Source organism: Streptomyces sp. NPDC043952 (assembly GCF_056435325.1).
Genome location: NZ_JBWKES010000003.1, coordinates 88477 through 111392 on the forward strand (window position 1 = coordinate 88477; position 22916 = coordinate 111392).

The window sequence follows — 22916 nt, forward strand, 5'->3', positions numbered from 1 at the left end:
GCCGCCGACCGCCCTGCCCCTGAGCCCCTGACCCGCCCACCCCCCCCGGCACCCCTAGCTAGGCCACACGAGTGACCCGGACCCGTCGGGAAAGTACGGCCTGGCCCGACGGCCCCGCGCCCGCCGGCCTTCACCCCACGGCGTGCGCCCGGCGCCACACCCCGCCCGCCGCCCGCGTCACCACCCCGGACGAAGGTGCGGGGCCGGTGGGGCTGGCACACGATGGACGCGGGTCGCGTCCCGCCGACGCGACCGCAGCCGTCGAACGTCGTCGAGCCGAGGGAGCGTCGGATGCGAGCGGACGGCACCGCACCCGGACGGCCCGCGCCGGGCGGTCCGGAGCCGGGAGACGTGCTGCGCGACTGCGCGCGGGACGTGCTGGAGATCGCCGAGGGCATCCGCGCGGTGTCCGAACACACCGCCACCACTCTCACCGCCCCCGAACTGGCCGCCACCACCCGCCGCCACCCCCGCACCGGCCTCGCCGGATGCCGGGCCCTGCTGCGGGCCCTGACCGCGACACCGGGCCTCGGCGCCCCCGCGGGCACCGGTCCGCGCGGCACCATGGCCCGCGCCCTCGGCCTCGCGGGCCGGGCGCGCGGCGCGGAGAACCTGGCCGCGCTGGTGGGGCTCACCTCCCTGCGGCTGCGCGTCACCGCCGTGCTCGCCGACCATCCCGAACTGGCGCGCACCCCCGGCATGCGCCTGCTGAACCGGGCGCTCGCCGCCGACCGCGACCAGGACGCCGTACGGGCCCTGCGCGCCCTGCTCAGGGACCGCACGGCCCAGCGCGCGCTGTCCGGGCTCGCCCCGCTGATATCCGAACTCCTCGCCGTGCACGCCCTGTTGGACGGGCCGCCCGACCACGGAAGCACCCCCGAGGGCGGCGCCGGGGCCGTCGACCTCACCGACCAGCGGCGGCGGTCCATCGCCACCGAGGGTTCCCTCCTCGGCTTCCTGCGCAACATCGAGGCGCTGGCCACCGACGGGCGGATCCTCGTGCAGAACGTGCGCGGGCCCGACGGCGTCGTCCGCTATGTGGTCCAGGCGCCCGGCGCGGCCCCCGGCCGCCCCCGCGGCGACGCCCCGCAGGACCTTGTGGGCGCCTGGCGCGACCTGTGCGCGACGGACTCCCCGTACACCCGCTCCCTGGTGCACGCCCTGGCCGCGCACGGCATCCCGCGCGGCGCCGAACTCGCCCTGATCGGCCACGGCGAGGGCGGCAACGCGGTCCTCAACCTCGCCCAGGACGAGGACTTCTGCCGCACCTACCGCGTCACCCACGCCATCGCCGTGGGCTCCCCGTCCGGCGACCGCAAACCCGCCGACCCCCGCACCTGGATCGCCACCGTCGCCAACCAGTACGACCTGGTGGCCGCCCCGGACGGCCACCGCACCCGTCCGGCGCCCGGTCCCGGCCGCTACCGCGTCGAATACGCCGGGCCCACCCGCGAGTTCCCCCTGTGCCACCGCCTGCGCGAGTACATCGAGCACCTGCGGAGCCTGCTCCCGGAGGCCCGCGCGGACCTGGACGAGGCGCTGGCGCCCTACCGCGGCCCCGTCGTGCGCACCCAGGCCTACCGGCTCACGAATCACGCCCACCCGCCCGCCGGGCACCCCTTCCTCACCCTCGCCACCGCCCCCGTGCGCACCACGGTGGGCCCGGTCGAGGTGCCGGTGCGGTACTACGACTCCGCCGCCGCGCACCTCTGCTTCCCCGTCGACCCGGCCGCCGCCCGCAGCCTGCTGCCCGACGCGGACTGGCTGACGCCCAGCCGGCTCGGCCCCCGCGCCCTCGCGGTGCTGTCCGTGCACGAGCACCGGTGCACCACCATCGGCCCGTACACCGAGATCGCCCTGTCCGTGCTGGTGGACGACCTGTGGCGACCGCGTCCGTACGACGCCGTCACCGATCTGCTGCGCCGCGTCGACCTGCGCCGCACCGGCCGTTACGTCCTCTCGCTCGGCGTCACCACCGAGGCGGCCCGCGTGGTCGCGCGGGAGGTCTGGGGGCAGCCGGTGTTCACGATGCGCGCCGAGGCCGACCTGACCGGCCGGGAGATCCGGGCCCGTTCGGAGGACCTCGGCCTCGTGGTGGAGGGCCGCCTCGGGCCGGGGGTGCGCTGCCCGGACGCCGACCGGGCCCTGTACGGCCGCCGGGGAAGTGGCACGGTACGCACCCTGGTCCGGGCCCACGGGAGGCTCCGGCTGCATCCGGGCGCGGGCGTCCGGGTACGGCTGGACACCGCGGCGGCCGAACCCCTCGCCGGGCAGCTGCGCCGGCTCGGCATCGACGCGGCCCGGCCCCTCTTCGTGCTGGCCTGCCCGCAGTTCATGGCGCACCGTGGCGGCGGAGCGGAGCTGTCGCGCTGAAGTCCCGTACGAAAGCTACCTAGTTGGGAGTACGCATGGTGACCGAGTCCGCCGGGGCGCGCGTCGCGCAGCCCGATGAACTCCTCGCCCACATCGGCCGGTTGCGGGCGGACGCCGACCTGATGGACGGCTACGCCCGCCGCCTGCGCGCCACCGCGACCACCCTCGGCGACTGCCCGGCGGCACCCGGCTGGAGCCGGCCGGCCCTGGAACGGCACGCGACCGCCTGCGCCTCGGCGGCGGTCCGACTGCGGTCCGCCGCCGAGGCGTTGCTCGCCCACGCGCGCGCCGACCGGCCGACGCGGGGCGCGATGTCGGGGCCGTAGAGAACCCATAGGCCGATGGGGGCGTGGCGCACGGTTCAGCCGGGCTGCTCCTCCGAGCCGGGCTTCGGGCGGGTGCGGGTCCAGGAGGGGGCGACGAGGTGGGAGGCGTGGTGCATGGGGGTCCTTCGAACTGGTGGGGGGCTGTCCGTGACGGTGGTTCGAGGGGCGTCGGGCTGTCCGGACGGACCGGTTGAGGCAACTTCCCTCAGGCGAACGACAGTTCCGCTCAGGCGACACGGGTGGATCGGTCGGAAGAGAGGGACGCGCCCCAGGCGAGGCTCAGCGCCTCCACCAGGAGCAGCCCGCGCCCGTGCTGCTCCTCGGGGCCGGGGCGGCGGGTCACGGGGAGCGCGGCGCCCGTCCCCCCGGTGATCTCGTCCGTCACCTCCGTATCCGCCCGGCCGTCCCGGAGGCCGCGCGCCGCCTCGGGGGCGGAGCGTTCGCGCGGGTCGGCGGAGGGCACCCCGTCCGCGCGGGGCGACTCGTCCGTTCCGGTGTCCGGGGGCGGGCGGTGCAGCGGTCGGGGGAGGGAGGGGCCATCCGCCGTGCGCCTTTCGTCCGGCCTCGCGTGGGGAGCGTCCGGCCGTGCGTGGTGGTGGGGGGACCGGTTGGCCGGCAGTGCGCAGCAGACGGCATACGCCCCGGACGGGGCCGTGCCGCATCCGGCCGGTCGGCGGCGCGCCGCGATCGCGCCCTCACCTACGACCGCCATGACCATGACGACGCCAGAGGGCGATTCCCGACGCCGTCCCCCGCGCGGACAACGAGCGGGGCACCCGCATGGCCCTCGACCGGCTCGCCCGGCCGCCGGAGGAACGGTAGAACCGGATACATGACCGGATCGGTACGTGCCGCGACCGGAAATCGACGCAACCTTTCCCGATGTGCCGCATGCCGTGAATCATCCGGAAACCACCGGAACCGCCCTCGCCGAAACACGGTCTTACCAGCCGTCAACGTCCGTGATCAGCCCGTCCGTCACGAAACCGGGGGAACGAGACACATGTCCGTCCGCAGCCGTACGACCCTGTTCACCGCCCTCGCCCTCGCCGCCGGCCTCAGTCTGGCCGCGGTGACGCCCGCCCTCGCCCGCACCTCCACCCCGCGCGCCACCGCCGTCGTCCAGGGCGACGCGCGCAATGCCACCCAGCACGTCGCCGACTTCTACGGCGCCTACATCGACGCCGTCTGGGCCGCCGACGACAAGGCCGCCGGCGCCGAGGCCAAGGCCCTGCGCGCCTTCTACCTCTCCCCGTCCGCCCAGAAGAAGGTCACCGCCTACGAGGCCAAGGAGCACGCCGACGGCATCCTCTTCGCCCAGAACGTGCCGGTGCGCTGGCAGGTGGCCTACACCGGTTCGGGCGCCGGGCACGCCACCAGCCAGGTGACGCTCACCTGGAGCGACGGCCCGCGCGCCAAGGTCACCCGGATCGACGTCCAGTCCGACCTGCGGACCCTGAAGATCACCGACCTCCGCCCGGCCGACTGACCCGACCGATCGGCCCGGCGGCCCGGCCCGGCCCCGTGGTCGTACGGCCCCGCTCCCGGCCGCCGCTGGGGCGGGGCTACGGCCGCTCGGCGCCCGCCACGCCCCGCCGTGCGGCCGCCCGACCGTGATCGCGGCCGTGGCCGTGGTGGCGGTGCCGTTCGGCCGGGGTGCGGTGCAGCGCGATCAGCGCGGCGTCGTCGCCGAGGCGGCCCCCCGCGTGGGTGAGCAGATCGCGCCGGATGTGGTGCAGCAGCGCCTCGGGGGTGTCGTCGGTCCACCGCGCCACCCGCTCCGCCAGCGGATAGAACCGGCCTCGTGCGTCCCGCGCCTCCACCACCCCGTCGGTGTAGAGCAGCAGCGTGTCACCGGGTTCGAAGGAGAAGACGTCCAGCGTGTGCTCCACGCTCACCGGCAGCCCCTGCACGCCGAGCGGCGGCGAGGGGTGCAGGCTCGGCACGGTCACCACGTGCCCCGGACTCAGCAGCAGCGGCGGCGGATGCCCGCAGCTGGTCATCCGGGTGATCTGGTCCCGGTCCGGGATCTCCACCAGCAGCGCGGTGGCGAACCGCTCGCTCGCCTCGTCGTCCGGCTCCAGATCGGCGGTGTACCGGGTGACGCTCTGCTCCAGCGTGTCGACCAGGTCCGGCAGCGAGTGATGGCGGTGGGCGCTCTCCCGGAACGCGCTGAGCAGCAGCGCGGCCTCCCCGATGGCGGGCAGCCCCTTGCCGCGGACGTCCCCGATCAGCACCCGTACGGCGTTGTCGCACACCGTCGCCGCGTAGAGGTCGCCGCCGATCTGGGCCTCGTCCTCCGCGGCCAGGTACAGCGAGGCGATCCGCAGCGGGCCGATCTGCTCGGGCAGCGGCCACATCAGCACGTGCTGCGCGGCCTCGGCGACCGTGCGCACCTGGGCGAGCTGGGCCTGGCGCCGCTCGCGCAGGGCGCTGTAGAGCACCACCGTCACCGAGAGCGCCGCGAGGGTGATGATCTGCACGATGTGGTTCGAGGTGCCGATCCCGCCGTGCGCGACGCCGATCACGATCTGCGCGAGCGTGGCCAGCGCGCCGACGGCGGCGGTGGTGCGGGGGCCGGCGAAGGACGGGGTCAGCGCGGGCGCGATCACCAGGGCCGGACCGAGGTGGATGCTCTCCGGCGCCTGTACGTCCACCACCGTGATCACGACGATGAGCATGACCGGCAGCAACAGCAACGCCTGCGAGGACTGCCAGAATCGCCGCTCACCCGCCGACCCGAGCCCGAATCTCATGCCTACCAGCGTGCTCCCGGCCGCGACGGGCGGCCACTTGCGCCTAAGGGCGCGCCCCTAGGGGGCTCCCGGAGCCGGGGGAGTGGGGAATCTCGGGGTGGCGTCCGGGCCGCCCGGCGGCGTGCGCTGCGGGCGCGTCCCGCCGGGCCCCGGTGTCGCCGCCGTCGCGCCGGGTACCCGTACCAGCCCCGGTGCCCGCTCAGGTCGCCGGGGCAGGTGCCGGGAAGGGAGGGCCATGACGCACAACGGGGAGGAGGCCGCGTCCGCGCGGCGGCAGGACGTACCGGAGGCCGCCGGGCTGCGCCTCGCGACGGACGGGACCCAGCCGCGGGCATCGGACGACCGGCCGTACGCCCTGCCGGAACACGGAACGCGGCCGCAGCAGGGAGGCTCGCCGGAGCCTGGTCCGGGGCCGCGGTCACCCGTCCCGGCGGAGCCCGAGGGGACGACGCAAGCACCACCGGCATGCGAGCCGCAGCCGCAGCCGGAGACCCGTACGGCGCCCGACCTGCCGCACGACCGCAGTCAGGCCATCCTGGAGGCCGCCAAGCGGATCGGGGCCCTGCTCAAGCGGGCCGGTCACCCCTTCGCGCTGGCCGGGAGCGTCGCCGTGTACGCGCACGGCGGCAGCCGCTACCTCCAGCACGACGCCGACTTCTGCGTGCTCCCCGACGACGCCGACGCGGTGGCCGCCACCCTGCGCGAGGCCGGTCTTGAGGTCCGCACCCCGCCCGAGGACTGGCTGCTGAAGACCACCTGCCACGGGCAGAACGTGGACATCATCTTCGCGCTGGCCCACGAGCCCGTCACCAAGGACATGCTCGACCGGGCGCACGTCCTGCCCGTCGACTCGGTGCTGATGCCGGTGCTCTGCCCGACCGACCTCATCCGCAGCCTGATCAGCGCGTTCTCCGAGCACTACTGCGACTTCGGGGCCGTGCTGCCGGTCGTCCGCGCCGTGCGCGAGAAGGTCGACTGGGACGTGGTCCGCGACACCTGCGGCGACCAGCCGATGCCGGCCGCCTTCCTCTTCCTCCTCGAACGCCTGAACGTGATCGAACCCCGTGAGGACCGGCCATGACCGACGCCCCGAACTCACCGGACACCCAGCTGGACTACCGCGTCGCCCACCTCGCCGAACGCCTGGCCTCGGGACGGCTCGGCGAACTCGGCGTACGCCTGGAACTGCGCGGCGACACGGTCCTGCTCACCGGCACCGTCCCGTCCGCCGAGTGCCGGGACGAGATCCTGGCCACGGCCCGCGAGGAACTGGCGCACCACCCCGTCCACAGCGACCTGCTCGTCGCCGGCACCTCCTCGCCCGACCACGGAGAGGACCTCACATGATCCGCGTCGCGGCCGTCGGGGACATCCACATGGGCCCCGACAGCCAGGGCACACTCCGCCCCTCGTTCGAGACGCTGCCCGAGTGCGCCGACGTCCTGCTGCTCGCCGGCGACCTGACCCGGCACGGCACCCCCGAGGAGGCCGCGGTCGTCGCCCGCGAGATCGAGGACCTCGGGGTGCCCGTCGTCGCCGTCCTCGGTAACCACGACCACCACGACGAGCACCCCGAGGAGGTCACGGCGATCCTGCGGGACGCGGGCGCGCATGTCCTGGAGGGCCAGGCCGCCGTCGTCACCGCGGGGGACGCGCGCATCGGAGTCGCCGGTACCAAGGGGTTCGGCGGCGGCTTCGTCGGGCGCTGCGCCGGCGAGTTCGGCGAGCCGCTGATGAAGGAGTTCGTCCGCTACACCCGCCGCTGCGCCGACGCGCTGCACGCCGCGCTGAAGGATCTGGAGCAGTGGAGCCCGGACGTGCGGATCGCCCTCACGCACTTCTCGCCGGTGCCCGACACCCTCGCGGGGGAGCCGCCGGAGATCTATCCGTTCCTCGGCAGCTATCTGCTCGCGGAGGCCATCGACACCGCGGGCGCCGACCTCGCCGTCCACGGTCACGCCCACGCCGGCACCGAGCACGGCATGACCAGCGGCGGCATCCGCGTCCGCAACGTGGCCCAACCGGTGATCGGCCAGGCCTTCCACGTGTACCACCTGCCCGGCCACCCGGAGTGAGGTCGGCACCGGCCACCTGGAGCGAGGTCGGAACTGGTCACCCGGAGTGACATCGGCACCGGCCACCTGGAGCGAGATCGGAACTGGGCCACCCGGAGCGAGGTCGGAGCTGGCCCCCCGGCGTGAAGTCGGCGGCCACCCGGAGTGACACCGGCACCTGCCACTCGGCGTGAAGACCGGCCACCCGGCGCACGACCGGTACCGGCCGCTCCGGCACCCGCCTGCGGATCAGGCCGCCGTACCCAGCGCCACCCGCTGCGGTACGTCCCCGTCCGGCGCCGGCACCGCCGCCACCGGCAGCAGACCGCCCCGGCGGCGCAGCAGCAGGCCCGCGGCCACCGACCCGGCGATCAGCAGACCGCCCGTGACCAGGGCGCCGCGCGCGCCCGCCGTCTGCATGAGCAGGCCCAGCAGCGGCGGGCCACCGAGGCCCCACACGGTGCCGATGGTGCTCCACACCCCGAGCACCCGGCCCCGCAGATGCGCGGGCGGATCGGTCTGGAGCACGGCCGTGCCCGCGGTGTCCGAGACGGACTCCACGACGGCCATCGGCAGCACCAGCACCAGCAGCACGGCGAGCGACGGCGACAGCCCGGCCACCACCTGGAGCAGCCCGCCCGCCGCCGCGAGCAGCCCCACCGTGCGCACCGAGGGGCTGCGCAGCCGGGCGCCGAGCACCGCGCCGAGGATGCCGCCGACCGCCAGCACCGTGGAGACCGTGCCGAACGACCCGGCGCCCCCCGCGAGCGGCCCGGTGACCAGGACGGCGAGGGTGAGGCCGTAGTTGCGGCCGAAGACGGAGCTGATCGCGGTGATCCCGGCCAGAGCCAGCAGCCGGGGCCGCCGCACGAAGTACGCGAGGCCCTCACGGGCGCTCGTCCGCACCGGCTCGGGCTCGCGGCGCACCTCGGCCACGGGCCGCTCGGTGGCCGCGCGCAGGGGCCGCAGAAACGGCACCACCGACGCCACGAACAGGAAGGACAGCCCATTGGCCGCGTACGCGGCGCCGGTGCCGAGGAGGGCGACCGTCACCCCGGCCAGCGCCGTGCCCGCGAGCCGCCCCGCGCTGTGCACGAGGGCACCGACACCGATCGCGGACGGCACGTCCTCCACGGGCACGAGGTCGTTGCCGAGCAGCGCGCAGGCCGGGCCGTCCACGGTGGCGATCACACCGGTCACGGCGGCCAGCACCAGCAGCGACGTCATGTCGATCCGGTCCAGGGCCACCAGCAGCGCCATGGTGAAGGCCACCGCGCCCAGCAGCGCCTGGCTGACCGCGACCGTCAGCTTCCGGGGCCAGCGGTCCACGGCCGCACCGCCCAGCAGGCTCACGAACAGCGCGGGCGCCGCCTGCACGGACATCGACAGACCGGTCGCCGCCGCGGAGCCCGTGATGTGCAGCACCAGCAGGTTCTGCACGGTGAGCTGCATCCAGGTGCCGGCGTTGGAGACGAGGTTGGCGACCGACCACCAGCGCATACCGCGGTGCCGCAGCGACCGCCACGGCGCACGCGAGGCGGGTGCGGCCACGTCAGGGGAAAAGGACACGGAGGAGTACTCGACAAGGGTGGGGAGCAGTGACCGACGGTGCCCGCGAGCCGGCTGCGCTGCACGGCCGGGCTACCCGGTCAGGGCGTTGGCCATCGTGACAGACGGCGGGGGAGGGGCGCCTGCCAAGACCCCCGCGGGGCGGGTCGTACGAGGCTCAAACCGCAGTACGGGTAAGGTAGTTGGACCGTCGCGTGGGGTTGCTCACAGGCCCCGCCGGGAGCCGGTTTACGGACGCCGCGCCGGGCTACGCGGACGGGGATCCCGCAAGGGCCGTCACGGGCGCGAGGAGGCCGTCATGGCTGATCACCGGAACGGACGGACGCCACCACCGGCGCACCGCGCACACCCCGCCCCCGCGCGCACTCCAGCGCACGCTTCCGCACGCGCCCCCACCAGCACCGGACCCGCTGGCACGGGAGCCACCGGCACCGAACCCGCCGGCACCGAGCCGGTCACCGCCCGCAGCGCCCTGCGCCTGCGCCTGATCCTCTCCGCCCTCTTCCTTCCCGTCTTCACCGCCGCCACCGTGGGCTTCGCCCTCTGGTCCGCCCACCAGGGCCCCGGCGACAGTCCCGGCAGCGGTCCGCTGACCGTCCTCGCGGTGGTGTGCGGGATCCTCGCCCTGGCCGCGGCACTGGACCTGGTCCGGGTGACGGGCCGCCGGCGGCGCGCGCGCGGCACGGCCGACGACGCCACCGACCGGCCCGAGGACGCCATCGGCTAGCCCTGGCCGAGGGCGCCGCTTTGCGTGGCTTTGGCCGGACGCAGGGCGTGAATATGCCATACGCACGCTACTGAATCCCGGATTCCGGGGGCAGTCTGCTGACGTACCGCCTGCCCCGCCGTGTCACGAGGTCCGGAAGCCTCCCCGCATACGGCGGGGCCGGTGTCCGTCCGGGCCGTAAACGCGTTGCGCCGTACCCCGCGCCCCCGGTGAGCTGGGGCCATGGACACCACGGCGGACGGCATCGAGCGGGCGGCGCGGGCCGGGACCGGGCGAACGGCGCCCTGGCGCGGCCCGGCCGTGCTCGGCGCCCTGATGCTGGCCGCCTTCACCTTCAACACGACGGAGAGCCTGCCGGTCGGCCTGCTGGACGCGATCTCCCGGAGCCTGCGGGTGTCCCCCTCCGCGGTCGGTCTCCTGGTCACCGGCTACGGCGTGACGGTCGCCCTGGAGTCCCTGCCGCTCGCCCACGGCACGCGTACGGTGCCCCGGCGCCATGTGCTCACCGCCCTGCTGGCCGCGCTCGTCGTCTCCAGCCTGCTCGCCGCGTCCGCCCGCTCCTACGGCCCCCTGCTCGCGGCCCGGCTGCTGGCCGCGCTCGCCCAGGCGCTGTTCTGGGCGGTGCTGGGACCGGTCGCGGTGGGTCTGTTCGCGCCGCAGGTGCGCGGGCGGGTGATCGGGTCGCTGTCCGTCGCCGGTTCGCTCGCCCTCGTACTCGGTGTGCCCGCCGGCACCTGGCTGGGCGGGCGCACCGACTGGCGGGTGCCCCTGGGCGCGCTCGCCGCCCCGGGCCTTGTCGTGCTGGCGACGATCGCGGCGCTGCTCCCCACCTCGCCCCCCGAGGCCGGGCCCGCCGCCTACGGCACCGCCCCCGACACCCGCCGCTTCGCGACCGTGCTCGCGGCCGGCGCCCTGTCCGCCACCGGGGCGTTCACGGGATACACGTACGTCGTGCGGTTCCTCGGCACCGTCAGCGGGTTCTCGCCGGGCGCCGTCGACCTGCTCCTCGTGGTGTTCGGCACCGCGTGCCTCGCCGGAGTGGGGATCACCGGGGCGCTGCTGGACCGCTTCCCGCGCGCCGCGCTCACCTGCGCCGTGGCCGTCCAGGCGGTCGGCATGCTCGGGCTGTACGCGACCGGCGCGCACCCGGTGGCGGCGGTGGTGTTCCTCGCCCTGACGGGCGGCGCGCTCGGACCGGTGTTCATGGCCGCCCAGCACGAGATACTGATCTGCGCGCCCGGCCGTACGGATCTCGCCCTCGCGGCCGGTTCGGGCGCCTACAACGCCGGGATCGCGGCGGGCGCCGCCCTCGGCGCGCTGATCCTGCCGCTCGCGGCCGTGCGCGGCACCTTCCTCGCCGGCGGCCTGCTGACCACCGGAGCCTGCGCCGTGCTGCTCGGCCGGCGCCGGAGCATCCGACTCGGACGACGTGTCCGGAGGGGCGGAGGTTGCCTTCCCGCCCCAGTTTTCCGTTCCGTCCGCCTGTGGGGCTTCCCACCCGTTAAAGATCTTGACGACCGTCGCGCGGGTCGCTGAACTGTCCCCTTGGGCCGCGCGACCACACGGCCCGGAGAACACCGTCGGCAGTCACCCGGTGATTGCCGGAAACGAGCGGGTAGGGGAAAGCCTCGTACGGTCGACCACCGGACGCGGGCCGAAGGGGGCGATGGGCATGACAGGTGCGTCGAAGGCGAAGGCGACGGGCTGTCCCGTCTCATGACCGCGGAGAGACGTCTCGACCGGCTCCGCCCGGCGGCGGCCCGCCTCGCCCGCTTCACCGGGCGCACCCTGCGCGGCGAATGGCAGGCCATCGTCGTCGACCCGGTACGGCAACTCGCCCGGCGCGGACTGTCCGGCCTGCTGCTGGCCTTCGTCGCCGCGTTCGGCGTCATCTTCTTCCACGACATCGCCCAGCACCCCACCGGCGCGGTGTGGGTCACCCGGCTCGGCGGCGTCAAGGCCGACCTGCCGCTGTGGCTGTCCCTGCTGCGCACCCCCGTGTCGCTGTACGTCCCGGCGCTCGACCTGCCGGTCTGGGCCGGCATCACCCAGCTGTTCCTGGCCTTCGCGCTCGCCGAACTCACCCTCGGCCGCTCCCGCACCCTCGCGATCGCCTATGCCACCACGCTGGCCGGCACCCTCGTCGCCCGGCTGATGATCGCGATCGGCCCCGGCTGGTGGGGCCTCGGTCTGCCGGCCGAATGCGGGCACGTCCTGGACACCGGGCCCTCGGCGGCGGTCGTCGGCCTGTTCACCTACCTCTCGGTCGTCCGGCGCGCCCCGGTGGTGTTCACCCTGACCGGCGGCTCGATGGTGTGGGAGTCGATCGCCGTGCCCAACCTCGCCGGGCGCGAGCACCTGATCGCGGTGGGCTCGGCCATCGTCCTCGGCCTCCTGCACGGCCGCCGCGAACGACTGCGCACCCTCGCCCGCTCCCTCGCCCGCTCCCTCGTCCCGACCCGCACCCGCACCCGCACCCGCACCCTTCGACCGGCCCCTACGGCCCCTACGGCCCCTACGGCCCCTACGGCCCCTACGGCCCCTACGGCCCCTACGGCCCCTACGGCCCCTACGGCCCCTACGGTCCTCCCCGCGGCCGCCGCCGTCCCCGCCCCCGCGTCCCCCCACCCCGCACCCGCCCCCGCCGGCGGCCGGGCCCCCACCACCGCGATGACATCCCTCGAACGCTGACCCGAGGCACGGCCCGAGCCACGGCCCGAGCCACCGCACACCGCCCACGCCCGGACCGAACCCGCCCCGACCCGCCCCGCACACCTGTGGCGCCGCCCACACCCTCGGTGTGATGGTTTTCGCATACGGCCGCGTTCGGCCAGCCCCTAGGGTTGCGCGGGAAACGGCAGGGCAGGGCGTGTCCTGACCACCATGGTCCCGGTCACCATGACGTTCGTCGCCGCCAGGCAGCTGAAGGGATTCCAGGATGTTCCGTAAGGTGCTGGTCGCCAACCGCGGAGAGATCGCGATCCGCGCGTTCCGGGCGGGCTACGAACTCGGCGCGCGCACCGTCGCCGTGTTCCCGCACGAGGACCGCAACTCGCTGCACCGGCTCAAGGCCGACGAGGCCTACGAGATCGGCGAGCCGGGCCACCCGGTGCGCGCCTACCTCTCCGTCGAGGAGATCGTGTCCGCCGCCCGCCGGGCCGGGGCGGACGCCGTCTACCCCGGCTACGGCTTCCTGTCCGAGAACCCGGAGCTGGCCCGCGCCTGCGAGGAGGCGGGCATCACCTTCGTCGGCCCCGGCACGGCCACGCTGGAGCTGACCGGCAACAAGGCGCGCGCGGTCGCCGCCGCCCGCGCGGCCGGCGTACCGGTGCTCGGTTCCTCCCAGCCCTCCACCGACGTGGACGAACTGGTGCGCGCCGCCGGGGAGATCGGTTTCCCCGTGTTCGTGAAGGCGGTCGCGGGCGGCGGCGGGCGCGGCATGCGCCGGGTCGAGGACCCCGCCCAGCTGCGCGAGTCCATCGAGGCCGCCTCCCGCGAGGCCGCCTCCGCGTTCGGCGACCCGACCGTCTTCCTGGAGAAGGCCGTCGTCGACCCGCGCCACATCGAGGTGCAGATCCTCGCCGACGGCGAGGGCAACGTCATCCACCTCTTCGAGCGGGACTGCTCGCTCCAGCGCCGCCACCAGAAGGTCATCGAGCTGGCGCCCGCCCCCAACCTCGACCCCGCGCTGCGCGAGCGGATCTGCGCCGACGCCGTGCGCTTCGCCCGCGAGATCGGCTACCGCAACGCGGGCACCGTGGAGTTCCTGCTCGACCGGGACGGCAACCACGTCTTCATCGAGATGAACCCGCGCATCCAGGTCGAGCACACCGTCACCGAGGAGGTCACGGACGTCGACCTGGTCCAGGCGCAGCTGCGGATCGCCGCCGGCGAGACCCTCGCCGACCTCGGCCTCGCCCAGGAGACCATCACCCTGCACGGGGCCGCGCTCCAGTGCCGTATCACCACCGAGGACCCCGCCAACGGCTTCCGCCCGGACACCGGCAAGATCAGCGCCTACCGCTCGCCCGGCGGCTCCGGCATCCGGCTCGACGGCGGAACCACCCACGCCGGTACGGAGATCAGCGCCCACTTCGACTCGATGCTGGTCAAACTCACCTGCCGGGGACGGGACTTCAAGGCCGCCATCGGCCGCGCCCGGCGCGCCGTCGCCGAGTTCCGCATCCGCGGCGTGGCCACCAACATCCCCTTCCTCCAGGCCGTCCTCGACGACCCGGACTTCCAGGCCGGGCGGATCACCACCTCGTTCATCGAGGAGCGCCCGCACCTGCTCACCGCCCGCTCCTCCGCGGACCGCGGCACCAAGCTGCTCACCTACCTCGCCGACGTCACGGTGAACAAGCCGCACGGCGAACGCCCCGAACTGTTCGACCCGTTGACCAAGCTGCCCGCGCTGCCGGCCGGTGAGCCGCCCGCCGGATCGCGTCAACTCCTCGTGGAACTCGGCCCCGAGGGCTTCGCCCGCCGGCTGCGCGAATCGCCGACGATCGGCGTCACCGACACCACCTTCCGCGACGCCCACCAGTCGCTGCTCGCCACCCGCGTGCGCACCAAGGACCTGCTGGCCGTCGCCCCGGTCGTCGCCCGCACCCTGCCCCAGCTGCTGTCCCTGGAGTGCTGGGGCGGCGCCACCTACGACGTCGCGCTGCGCTTCCTCGCCGAGGACCCCTGGGAGCGGCTGGCCGCCCTGCGCGAGGCGGTGCCCAACATCTGCCTCCAGATGCTGCTGCGCGGCCGCAACACCGTCGGCTACACCCCGTACCCGACCGAGGTCACCGACGCCTTCGTCCAGGAGGCCGCCGCCACCGGCATCGACATCTTCCGCGTCTTCGACGCCCTCAACGACGTCGGCCAGATGCGCCCCGCCATCGAGGCCGTGCGCGAGACCGGCACCGCCATCGCCGAGGTCGCCCTCTGCTACACCGGCGACCTGAGCGACCCCGGCGAGCGGCTCTACACCCTCGACTACTACCTGCGGCTCGCCGAGCAGATCGTCGACGCGGGCGCCCATGTCCTCGCCATCAAGGACATGGCCGGACTGCTGCGCGCCCCGGCCGCCGCCACCCTGGTCTCCGCGCTGCGCCGCGAGTTCGACCTGCCCGTGCATCTGCACACCCACGACACCGCGGGCGGCCAGCTCGCCACCTACCTCGCCGCGATCCAGGCGGGCGCGGACGCGGTGGACGGCGCGGTCGCCTCCATGGCCGGGACGACCTCGCAGCCGTCCCTGTCCGCGATCGTGGCCGCCACCGACCACTCCGAGCGGCCCACCGGCCTCGACCTCCAGGCGGTCGGCGACCTGGAGCCGTACTGGGAGGGCGTGCGCCGGATCTACGCGCCGTTCGAGGCGGGTCTCGCCGCGCCGACCGGGCGTGTCTACCACCACGAGATCCCCGGCGGGCAGCTGTCCAACCTGCGCACCCAGGCCGTCGCGCTCGGCCTCGGCGACCGCTTCGAGGACATCGAGGCCATGTACGCCGCCGCCGACCGCATCCTGGGCCGCCTGGTCAAGGTCACCCCGTCCTCCAAGGTGGTCGGCGACCTCGCCCTGCACCTGGTGGGCGCCGGGGTCTCCCCCGCCGACTTCGAACAGACCCCCGACCGGTTCGACATCCCCGACTCGGTGATCGGCTTCCTGCGCGGGGAGCTGGGCACTCCGCCCGGCGGCTGGCCGGAGCCGTTCCGCACCAAGGCGCTCAAGGGTCGCGCCGCGGCCAAGCCGGTGCCCGAGCTGTCCGCGGAGGACCGGGAGGGGCTGGCCAAGGACCGCAGGGCGACCCTCAACCGGCTGCTGTTCCCGGCGCCCACCAGGGAGTTCGAGGGCCACCGGCAGGCGTACGGCGACACGAGCGTCCTGGACAGCAAGGCGTTCTTCTACGGGCTGCGGCCGGGCAAGGAGTACGCCGTCGACCTGGAGCCCGGCGTGCGGCTGCTGATCGAGCTCCAGGCGATCGGCGAGGCCGACGAGCGCGGTATGCGCACGGTGATGTCCTCGCTCAACGGCCAGCTGCGGCCCATCCAGGTACGCGACCGGGCGGCGGCCTCGGACGTGCCGGTGACGGAGAAGGCCGACCGGTCGAATCCCGGCCATGTGGCCGCGCCGTTCGCCGGTGTGGTGACGCTCTCGGTGGCCGAGGGCGACGAGGTCGAGGCCGGTGTCACCGTCGCCACCATCGAGGCGATGAAGATGGAGGCCTCGATCACGGCTCCGAAGGCGGGCCGGGTGTCCCGGCTGGCCATCAACCGGATCCAGCAGGTGGAGGGCGGCGACCTGCTGGTCGAGATCGCCTGAGCGCGCGGAAGCGGCCGGGTCCTCGCCGGACCCGGCCGCTGGTGCGCTGTCAGCCTTGCGGTGACGAGGGGCCGTCCCAGAGCGGGTACGACATCACGCGCTGGAAGCCCTGCGGCCGCGCGCCGGTGTAGGTCAGGGTCAGCTGGGTGAAGCGGTCGAAGGAGGGGTGCTTCTTCCACCGCGTGTCACCGCTGAGCCGGATGACCACCGGGTAGGGGTGGAAGGTGCCGGCCGCGCAGTACGGCTTGCAGTCGTTCACCCAGTTCGTGCCCGTGCCCGTGGCGCCGCCGGCGCCCCAGCTGGACCACTGGAGCCCCTTGAGGCGGCTGTTGCCGTCGCCGCAGGCCAGGATGAAGTCCGTGGGGCGCACATTGCGGTGTGCGAAGCAGTCCACCAGCACCCTGTCCCCGCGCGAGCCCCGCGCCGTCGCGCCCGGCGAGGTGGTCGCGGCCGGTGACGCGGTCGTGTTCGGTGCCGGGGTCGTGGTCGGCGGGCTGGCCGAAGCCGTCGTCATTCCCGCCGTCAGCAGTGCCGCTGCCGCCAGGGTCACCGCCGTTCCCGCCACTGATCCGCGCATGGCCGCTCCCACCGTTCGTGCCGTGTCCGAGCAGATGCCATCGACGCTACGGCCACCTGGCGTATTCCACCAGTCGCGCAGGTGGCGCCGCGTGTCACCCGGACGGACCGGTTCCGCGCCGGGCGCCCGGCCGGGGACGCGCCCGGCGGGGTGACCCACCGCGCGCGCCCCCGGTCACCGGGCGGGCGCCGGTTCAGCAGGCACCCTCGTCCTGCCAGGGTCCCCAGGCGGAGGCGCCGGGCACCTCGTTCTGGGTCCACCACTTGGCCTTCCAGTTGTGCTGCTGGTACGACACCTCGGACCCGCCCGTGTACGCGGTGGACGAGTTCCACGCGGGCTTGCACGAGGTCGGCGTAGGCGTCGGGGTCGGGGTGGGCGTGGGGGTCGGCGTGCCGGTCGGCGGGGTGACGCCCGCGAACTTCACCGAGTACTTCGCGAAGTCCCAGTCGCTCTGCGCGACGCTGGAACAAGTCCCGGATGTACGGCCCCCGTTGTCGGGCGGGCTGCACTGGCGGTCGCGGTTGAGCGACCAGAACGTGAAGCGGTCCATGTGGTGGCTGGTCGCGTAGTCCAGCACCGTCTGGAAGTCGCTCTGGGTGAAGATCTCTCCGGTGTCGCTGCGGCCGTTCATGCCGGAGAAGCCCTCGTGGGCGTAGGCGGTGGCCTCGTCCCAGCCGAAGGTGGACTGGAGGATCGCGTTGAAGTTGGTCAGCGCGCTGGTCTGGCTCGCCGCTCCGTTGAAGCCGCCGTCGAACGGCATGATGGAGAAGTTGTTCGGGGTGAACCCCTGCGACTTCGCCTCCAGCAGCATCTGCTTGCCGAACCAGCCGGTGCCGTCCGCCGTGCCGGCCGTCGTCACGGACACGTACAGGCCCGGATTGTTCTGCTGGAGGATCTTCGCGGCGCCGATCTCGTTCGTGATGGCCGCGGTGTTCTCGTACTCCGGCTCCTCCAGGTCGAAGTCGATGGCGTGCAGGCCGTACTTGGTGATCACCTGCTGGTACGCCGCCGCCGTGGACGCCGGGTCCGCGCAGGCCTGGCCGAGCTTGATGCCGCCGTAGCCGCCGATGGAGACGGACACGTCGCCGCCCTTGGCGCGGATCGTGTCGATCATCGACTTCACGGCGGTGTCCGAGGAGACCGGTGCGGTGCCGCCCCAGGTGGGCGAGCAGCCACCGCCGTTGGGGGCGAGCACGAAGGCCAGCTGGAACGCCTTGAGGCCGGTGGCGTCCATGATGGCGGCCGGGTCCGGCGGGTCGTTGTCCAGCGGCATCAGATAGGGAGCGGCCGCGTACCAGCGGTTGCTCAGGGCGTCCTGGGGAGTGGCGCCCGAGGCGTTGGCCGCGACCAGGGCGGTGGTGCCCGCGGCGGCGAGCACGACGGCGGCCGCCGCGCTCAGACAGGCGTGAAGACGTCTCACTGCGTGCCTCCAGAGGGTGGGGAGAACCCGAGGTGGGGGAGGAGCCCCCACCCTCCGGGAGCTGTTGCGGCCACGTCAATAAGTTGGCCTAGACCAACCTGCTCTTTGGACTAGACCATACAATCCCTTTACCTGTTGTCGACCAATCGCAGACCGAAGCCCCGGTCCAGCGGCAGGCTCGCCGTGCTGACCGTCGTGACATGAGTTGCCGGGTCGAACGACCAGGCGGAGCGCGGCAGTTGGCGCCCGTCCAGCAGGACACGCGCGGGCGCGGAGCCGCCGTGCATGGTGAACCGGTACGTCCGGGCGGCCGGCTTGCCCGCGTAGTCGCCCTTGCTCGCGCCCACGGACACGCTCGTGCCGTGCGCGTCCCGGTGCACCGAGACCCGCTGGGTGGCGTGCGCGCCCTTGGCGAAGTCACGGGTCACGCCGTCGTCCTCGTACAGCGTGTAGCCACTGCTGCCGTGGGCCGACGGGTACAGGTCCCAGTCCAGCTCGTGCCGGTCCCGCGTCTGCCAACTCGTGGTGCCCTTGGGCCACATGGGGACGATCGCGCCCTCGCGCACGAACAGCGGGAGCGTGTCGAGCGGGGCGTGGTAGCCGTTGACGGTGGTCGGGCCGTGGTAGGTGCGGCCGGTCCAGTAGTCGGTCCAGGTGCCCTTGGGCAGATAGATGCCGTCGCGGGTGTCGGAGTCCTGGTAGACCGGCGCGACCAGGAAGTCGGGGCCGGACAGGAACTCGTACGTGGCGTCCGGGCCCAGGGTGCCGGGATCGTCCGGGTACTCCAGCCACAGCGGACGCACCGCGCCGACCCCCGTCTTCGCCGCGTCGGCGGAGAGGGTGTACATGTACGGCAGCAGCCGCTCCTTCAGCTGGAGGTAGGTGCGGTTGATGGAGGTGTACGGCTCGCCGTCCAGCCACGGCTGCTGGTCGGCGGGCTTCTTGGTGGTCAGGTCGGTAGCCCAGCCGTCCATGGTCATGATGGCGGGCAGGAACGCCTTCCACTGGAGGTCGCGGGTGTACATCTTGGCGTCGTGGCGGTAGATGCTGCCCACGTCGCCGGTGTCGTAGGCGATGCCGGACATCGTCGCCCCGGCGTAGGTCGGGATCTGCCAGCGGATGTAGTCCCAGGACAGCTGCTGGTCGCCGCTCCACAGCACCCCGCAGCGCTGGGCGCCCGCCCAGGAGACGGGCAGCCAGACGAAGCCGCGCGCGTCGCTGTTGTCCTCGATGCCCTTCTTCGCCGCGTCGCAGGCGTCCAGGGCGAATCGGTAGCCGTTGCCGACCCAGGCCACGTCCAGCTTGGCCACCCGCTGGCCCGCCTTGACCTGCTCGGCGAGCTTGTCGATGCCGTCCTGCGTCCACAGGCCGAGCTGGGCGTGGTGGTCCTGAAGGCCCTGCGCGGTCTGCTGGAGGTTCTCGTAGCCGCAGCCGTAGCCGTCGTTGACCAGCATCCAGCCCAGCGGCATCTGGTGCTCGGTGTAGCCGTCGGCCACCTTCAGGGCGTCCAGGGTGTGCCGCTCGCCCCGGTTGGCGTTGTGCAGGTAGCAGTCGGAGTCGCCGGGCTCCAGTCCGTAGACCGGCGGCATGAACGGCCTGCCCACCAACTTCGTGTACTTGCCGATGACTTGCTTGGCGTCACCGAGGAAGTAGTAGGCGTCCAGGCGCCGTTCCTGCTGGCCCGTGGTCACCGGCGCGCCGAAGGTGTACACGCCCGGCGCGAAGGTGTTGCGGAAGACGCCGTAACCCGCGCTGGAGAGATAGAACGGCTGGGAGTTGTTGTAGCCGCCCTCGGTCCAGTCGAAACTGTTGGACACGTACATCGTCTGCCCGCGGTGCGAGAAGCTGCCGTTCTGCTCCCCGCCGCCGAAGAACTGCTCGTCGGCGCCCCGGTCCAGGCTCTGCCGCATTCCGCCGGTGGACCAGCGCAGCGGCTTGTCCTCCTGCCAGATCCGGGTGCGGTTGTCCGCCTTGTACAACCCGAACCGCAGCGGCTTCTTGTACACGCGCAGCACCGCCCCGGACGCGCGGATGCCGTAGTAGCCGCCCGCGTCGAAGGACGAGGTGTGCCGGTCCGCCGCCGGCTCCGTGCGCACGATCTCGGTGCCCGCCGGATCGCTCAGCGTGCCCGACGGATCGGCCTGGAGCCGGAGTTGACCACCGGTCAGGAAATCGGCACGCGCCACGAGCTGCCCGGCCCGGATCGTGTAGCTGCCGTCGCCGCCCGAGAAGGACGTCAGATCGCCGGCGTCCTCGGTCGCGGGCAGATAGGCCGTGCCGGTGAAGGAGCCGTCGTGCACGTCGTACGGCACCACCACCACGTGGTACGTCCCGGACGCCCGCGGGATCACCGTGGCCTCGGGGTCGGCGGTGCCCGCACTGGAGGCCACCTGGGTGCCGTGGTCGTCGTACACGTACAGGTCGAAGTCGTCGGTGGGGTGGTCCCACCGGATGTTCAGCGGGACGCCGCCCTCGGGGTTGTCGTCCCAGTAGCCGGACGGCACCGAGACGGTCAGGTCGAAGCGGTCGCAGACCTTGTCGTCGGGATCGGCGCCGGGGCAGGTCTCGGGGCCGCCGCCGGTGCCCTTGGGGTAGGCGGGGCTCTGCCAGCTGACACTGCTGTGGGCGGGGTCCAGTACGGCGCCGGTGGCGGCGGCCGCGGCGGGCGCCGGGGCGACCAGTGCGGTGCCCGCCAGGGCGGTCACCAGCCCCAGCGGCACCCAGGCCGGCCACGGCACCCGGTGTCGGAGTCTTCGCACGGCGGAACAGCTCCCCTCGCGTCGGTGCGGAGTACCTGAGCTTGCACGGAAGTGCTTGAAGAGGCGCGAAACCAAGCAACTTCACGCACGAAGACTCGAAGGAAGCACAGGTTCATGTCAATACCGCGGGTGGATGCGGGACGCTCCGCGCGGGGCGGGGGCACGCATGGCAAAGGGCCGGACCCCGCCCCCCGGCGCGGTCCGGCCCCTCCGGCCGCCGTGTCTCAGCCGGCTTGCCCGCGCAGCACGACCGTGACTCAGCCGGCCTGCCTGCGCAGCACGACCGTGTCTCAGCCGGCCGGCTCGCGCAGCACGATCTGCGTCTGCGTGGTCTGCCCGACCAGCCGGTCCCGGTCGTCGCGCAGCTCCGTCTGCACCACGATGAGCGTGCCGCCGACGTGCAGCGGCCGGGCCGTGGCGTGCACGCGGCCCGAGGTGAGGGCCCGCAGGAAGTTGGTCTTGGACTCGACCGTGGAGGTGCCTGCTGCCCCCTTGGGCAGGTTGAGGTACGCGCACACCGCGCCCACGCTGTCCGCGAGCGCCATCAGCGCCCCGCCGTGCAGCGCGCCGCCGGCCGTGCACAGCCGGGGCGACCAGGCGAGCGAGCCCACGGCGCGCTCGGCGGTGGCCTCCCGCAGCTCGATGCCGAGACCGGCCGCGAACGGCATCGCGGCCAGCAGCTCGGCGGGCTCGGAATGGGACGTCATGACGTACCGCCTCTCCTCAGGGCCAGGATGATCGGGAAGTCTGCCAGCCGGCGCCATCCCCTGTCGCGGAACGGGGAGTTCGCGGGGAGCGGCCGCCCCGCGCCGCCTGCGCGCCCTTGACAGGGTCCGTCTGTTTCGCCAGTTTTGAGCAGCGGCGCACGGCGGGGGACCGGGCGCCCGTCGCGCGGCGGGAAGGCGGGGGAGCCGAGTGGAGATCACCGTCCACGCATCCGGCGAGCTGACGGCCGGTCAGCGCCGGGCCTGGCACGAGGCGATGGACGCGTCACCCGCGTTCGCCAACCCCTTCCTCGCCCCGGAGTTCGCCCTCGCGGTCGGCCGGCACCGGGGCGGGGTCCGGGTGGCGGTGCTGCGCGAGGACGGCCGGGATGTCGGCTTCCTGCCGTACGAGCGGGGGCCTTTCGGCACCGGCCGGGCGATCGGGCTCGGCCTGTCCGACTGCCAGGCCCTGGTGCACCGGCCCCAAGTCACCTGGGACACCGGGGAGTTGCTGCGCGCCTGCGAGCTGAGCAGCTTCGCGTTCGACCATCTCGCCGCCGGGCAGCGGCCGTTCGAGCCGTACGTCACCGCCACCTTCGCCTCCCCCGTCATCGACGTGCGGCCCGGCGACGGCGACTACGCCGGCTGGCTGCGTGGCGCGTATCCCGGACAGGCGAAGACGACCCTGAAGAAGGAGCGCCGACTCGGCCGGGACGCCGGCGAGGTGCGCTTCGTGTTCGACGAGCGCGACCCCGAGGCGCTGCGCACCCTCATGCGCTGGAAGTCCGCGCAGTACCGCAGGACCGGCCGCATGGACCGCTTCTCCCGGCCCTGGATCGTCGCCCTGGTCGAGGACATGTTCCGCCTGCGGGAACCGCACTGCACCGGCGTGCTGTCGGTGCTCTACGCGGGCGACCGCCCGGTCGCCGCCCATTTCGGCCCCCGGTCGAGCACCGTACTGGCCGCCTGGTTCACCGCGTACGACCCCGCACTGCCCCGCTACTCACCAGGGCTGATGATGCATCTGCGAACCGCCGAGGCCGCCGCCCGGCACGGGGTGGGCCTGGTGGATCTCGGACGCGGCGACAAGGAGTACAAGGACTGGCTGAAGACCCGCGAACTGCGGGTTGGGGAAGGCTTCCTGACCCGGCCGCACCCGGTGGCCCTCGCCCACCGCCTGTGGCGCGGGCCCGCGCGCGGCCTGCGCAACACCGTGCTGGCCCACCCCCGGCTGCGCGAACCCGCCGACCGGCTGCTGCGGACGGCGGGCTCGCTGCGCACCCGCGCGCAGGGCGCCGCCCGCCCCTGACGGCGGCACGGCGGGCAGCAGGACTATTA

18 protein-coding genes are annotated in these 22916 nt (G+C 73.8%); 11 read left to right on the forward strand and 7 right to left on the reverse strand.

The window, feature by feature from the left end:
* Positions 1-291 precede the first annotated feature (291 nt).
* Both AC069R_RS04205 and AC069R_RS04210 read left to right on the forward strand, forming a co-directional pair.
* On the forward strand, positions 292-2373 hold the full coding sequence (locus tag AC069R_RS04205) for an acetoacetate decarboxylase family protein (protein ID WP_478764367.1): 2082 nt from the start codon (positions 292-294) through the stop codon (positions 2371-2373).
* Between the two features lie 35 nt (positions 2374-2408).
* Positions 2409-2699, forward strand: a complete 291-nt coding sequence (locus AC069R_RS04210) for a hypothetical protein (RefSeq protein ID WP_478764368.1) — start codon at positions 2409-2411, stop codon at positions 2697-2699.
* A 226-nt stretch (positions 2700-2925) separates the two neighbouring features.
* On the opposite strand, the gene AC069R_RS04215 is transcribed toward AC069R_RS04210, so the two are convergent.
* Positions 2926-3084, reverse strand: a complete 159-nt coding sequence (locus AC069R_RS04215; RefSeq protein ID WP_478764370.1) for an ATP-binding protein — start codon at positions 3082-3084, stop codon at positions 2926-2928.
* Positions 3085-3702: 618 nt separating this feature from the next.
* Between AC069R_RS04215 and AC069R_RS04220 the strand changes: the two genes are divergently transcribed.
* On the forward strand, positions 3703-4188 hold the full coding sequence (locus AC069R_RS04220; RefSeq protein WP_478764372.1) for a hypothetical protein: 486 nt from the start codon (positions 3703-3705) through the stop codon (positions 4186-4188).
* Between the two features lie 76 nt (positions 4189-4264).
* Here AC069R_RS04220 and AC069R_RS04225 read toward each other — a convergent pair whose 3' ends face one another.
* On the reverse strand, positions 4265-5455 hold the full coding sequence (locus AC069R_RS04225; RefSeq protein WP_478764374.1) for a PP2C family protein-serine/threonine phosphatase: 1191 nt from the start codon (positions 5453-5455) through the stop codon (positions 4265-4267).
* Positions 5456-5690: 235 nt separating this feature from the next.
* Between AC069R_RS04225 and AC069R_RS04230 the strand changes: the two genes are divergently transcribed.
* From AC069R_RS04230 to AC069R_RS04240, 3 genes are read left to right on the forward strand one after another with little or no spacing between them, the layout of a single operon-like run.
* A complete protein-coding gene (locus AC069R_RS04230) occupies positions 5691-6536 on the forward strand; it encodes a nucleotidyltransferase family protein (RefSeq protein ID WP_478764376.1) in 846 nt (281 codons plus the stop codon).
* A complete protein-coding gene (locus AC069R_RS04235; protein WP_397982441.1) occupies positions 6533-6802 on the forward strand; it encodes a BON domain-containing protein in 270 nt (89 codons plus the stop codon). The genes AC069R_RS04230 and AC069R_RS04235 overlap by 4 nt, the downstream gene beginning before the upstream one ends.
* Positions 6799-7530, forward strand: coding sequence for a metallophosphoesterase family protein (locus AC069R_RS04240; protein ID WP_478764377.1), 732 nt, complete (start codon positions 6799-6801; stop codon positions 7528-7530). The genes AC069R_RS04235 and AC069R_RS04240 overlap by 4 nt, the downstream gene beginning before the upstream one ends.
* A 228-nt stretch (positions 7531-7758) precedes the next feature.
* On the opposite strand, the gene AC069R_RS04245 is transcribed toward AC069R_RS04240, so the two are convergent.
* Positions 7759-9060: an MFS transporter gene (locus AC069R_RS04245; protein WP_478764746.1), complete on the reverse strand. Its 1302-nt coding sequence runs from the start codon at positions 9058-9060 to the stop codon at positions 7759-7761.
* Between the two features lie 316 nt (positions 9061-9376).
* Between AC069R_RS04245 and AC069R_RS04250 the strand changes: the two genes are divergently transcribed.
* The 4 genes from AC069R_RS04250 (at position 9377) to AC069R_RS04265 (ending at position 16118) form a co-directional block, all read left to right on the forward strand.
* A complete protein-coding gene (locus AC069R_RS04250; RefSeq protein WP_478764378.1) occupies positions 9377-9805 on the forward strand; it encodes a DUF6343 family protein in 429 nt (142 codons plus the stop codon).
* Positions 9806-10120: 315 nt separating this feature from the next.
* Complete coding sequence (locus AC069R_RS04255) at positions 10121-11341, forward strand: MFS transporter (protein WP_478764748.1); 1221 nt, start codon at positions 10121-10123, stop codon at positions 11339-11341.
* A gap of 180 nt (positions 11342-11521) precedes the next feature.
* The gene (locus AC069R_RS04260; RefSeq protein ID WP_478764380.1) at positions 11522-12496 is read left to right on the forward strand and encodes a hypothetical protein; all 975 of its coding nucleotides are present in this window, start codon (positions 11522-11524) and stop codon (positions 12494-12496) included.
* Between the two features lie 247 nt (positions 12497-12743).
* Positions 12744-16118, forward strand: coding sequence for a pyruvate carboxylase (locus tag AC069R_RS04265; RefSeq protein ID WP_478764382.1), 3375 nt, complete (start codon positions 12744-12746; stop codon positions 16116-16118).
* A 49-nt stretch (positions 16119-16167) separates the two neighbouring features.
* Here AC069R_RS04265 and AC069R_RS04270 read toward each other — a convergent pair whose 3' ends face one another.
* From AC069R_RS04270 to AC069R_RS04285, 4 genes are all read right to left on the reverse strand, one after another.
* On the reverse strand, positions 16168-16695 hold the full coding sequence (locus tag AC069R_RS04270) for a hypothetical protein (protein WP_478764384.1): 528 nt from the start codon (positions 16693-16695) through the stop codon (positions 16168-16170).
* Between the two features lie 193 nt (positions 16696-16888).
* The gene (locus AC069R_RS04275) at positions 16889-18115 is read right to left on the reverse strand and encodes a chitinase (protein WP_478764386.1); all 1227 of its coding nucleotides are present in this window, start codon (positions 18113-18115) and stop codon (positions 16889-16891) included.
* Positions 18116-18243: 128 nt separating this feature from the next.
* Positions 18244-20415: a glycoside hydrolase family 31 protein gene (locus AC069R_RS04280; RefSeq protein ID WP_478764750.1), complete on the reverse strand. Its 2172-nt coding sequence runs from the start codon at positions 20413-20415 to the stop codon at positions 18244-18246.
* Positions 20416-21164: 749 nt separating this feature from the next.
* Positions 21165-21581, reverse strand: coding sequence for a PaaI family thioesterase (locus AC069R_RS04285; protein WP_478764388.1), 417 nt, complete (start codon positions 21579-21581; stop codon positions 21165-21167).
* A gap of 208 nt (positions 21582-21789) precedes the next feature.
* On the opposite strand from AC069R_RS04285, the gene AC069R_RS04290 reads away from it, so the two are divergent.
* On the forward strand, positions 21790-22887 hold the full coding sequence (locus AC069R_RS04290) for a GNAT family N-acetyltransferase (RefSeq protein WP_478764389.1): 1098 nt from the start codon (positions 21790-21792) through the stop codon (positions 22885-22887).
* The last annotated feature ends 29 nt before the right edge of the window (positions 22888-22916 follow it).

What these genes read in the sequence shown, in the direction of transcription:
- AC069R_RS04220 (WP_478764372.1), top strand. Translation starts at nt 3,703, where the DNA reads ATGTCCGTCCGCAGCCGTACGACCCTGTTCACCGCCCTCGCCCTCGCC.
- AC069R_RS04270 (WP_478764384.1), bottom strand. Translation starts at nt 16,695, where the DNA reads ATGCGCGGATCAGTGGCGGGAACGGCGGTGACCCTGGCGGCAGCGGCA.
- AC069R_RS04285 (WP_478764388.1), bottom strand. Translation starts at nt 21,581, where the DNA reads ATGACGTCCCATTCCGAGCCCGCCGAGCTGCTGGCCGCGATGCCGTTC.
- AC069R_RS04265 (WP_478764382.1), top strand. Translation starts at nt 12,744, where the DNA reads ATGTTCCGTAAGGTGCTGGTCGCCAACCGCGGAGAGATCGCGATCCGC.
- AC069R_RS04205 (WP_478764367.1), top strand. Translation starts at nt 292, where the DNA reads ATGCGAGCGGACGGCACCGCACCCGGACGGCCCGCGCCGGGCGGTCCG.
- AC069R_RS04225 (WP_478764374.1), bottom strand. Translation starts at nt 5,455, where the DNA reads ATGAGATTCGGGCTCGGGTCGGCGGGTGAGCGGCGATTCTGGCAGTCC.
- AC069R_RS04235 (WP_397982441.1), top strand. Translation starts at nt 6,533, where the DNA reads ATGACCGACGCCCCGAACTCACCGGACACCCAGCTGGACTACCGCGTC.
- AC069R_RS04210 (WP_478764368.1), top strand. Translation starts at nt 2,409, where the DNA reads ATGGTGACCGAGTCCGCCGGGGCGCGCGTCGCGCAGCCCGATGAACTC.
- AC069R_RS04230 (WP_478764376.1), top strand. Translation starts at nt 5,691, where the DNA reads ATGACGCACAACGGGGAGGAGGCCGCGTCCGCGCGGCGGCAGGACGTA.
- AC069R_RS04255 (WP_478764748.1), top strand. Translation starts at nt 10,121, where the DNA reads ATGCTGGCCGCCTTCACCTTCAACACGACGGAGAGCCTGCCGGTCGGC.
- AC069R_RS04260 (WP_478764380.1), top strand. Translation starts at nt 11,522, where the DNA reads ATGACCGCGGAGAGACGTCTCGACCGGCTCCGCCCGGCGGCGGCCCGC.
- AC069R_RS04250 (WP_478764378.1), top strand. Translation starts at nt 9,377, where the DNA reads ATGGCTGATCACCGGAACGGACGGACGCCACCACCGGCGCACCGCGCA.
- AC069R_RS04240 (WP_478764377.1), top strand. Translation starts at nt 6,799, where the DNA reads ATGATCCGCGTCGCGGCCGTCGGGGACATCCACATGGGCCCCGACAGC.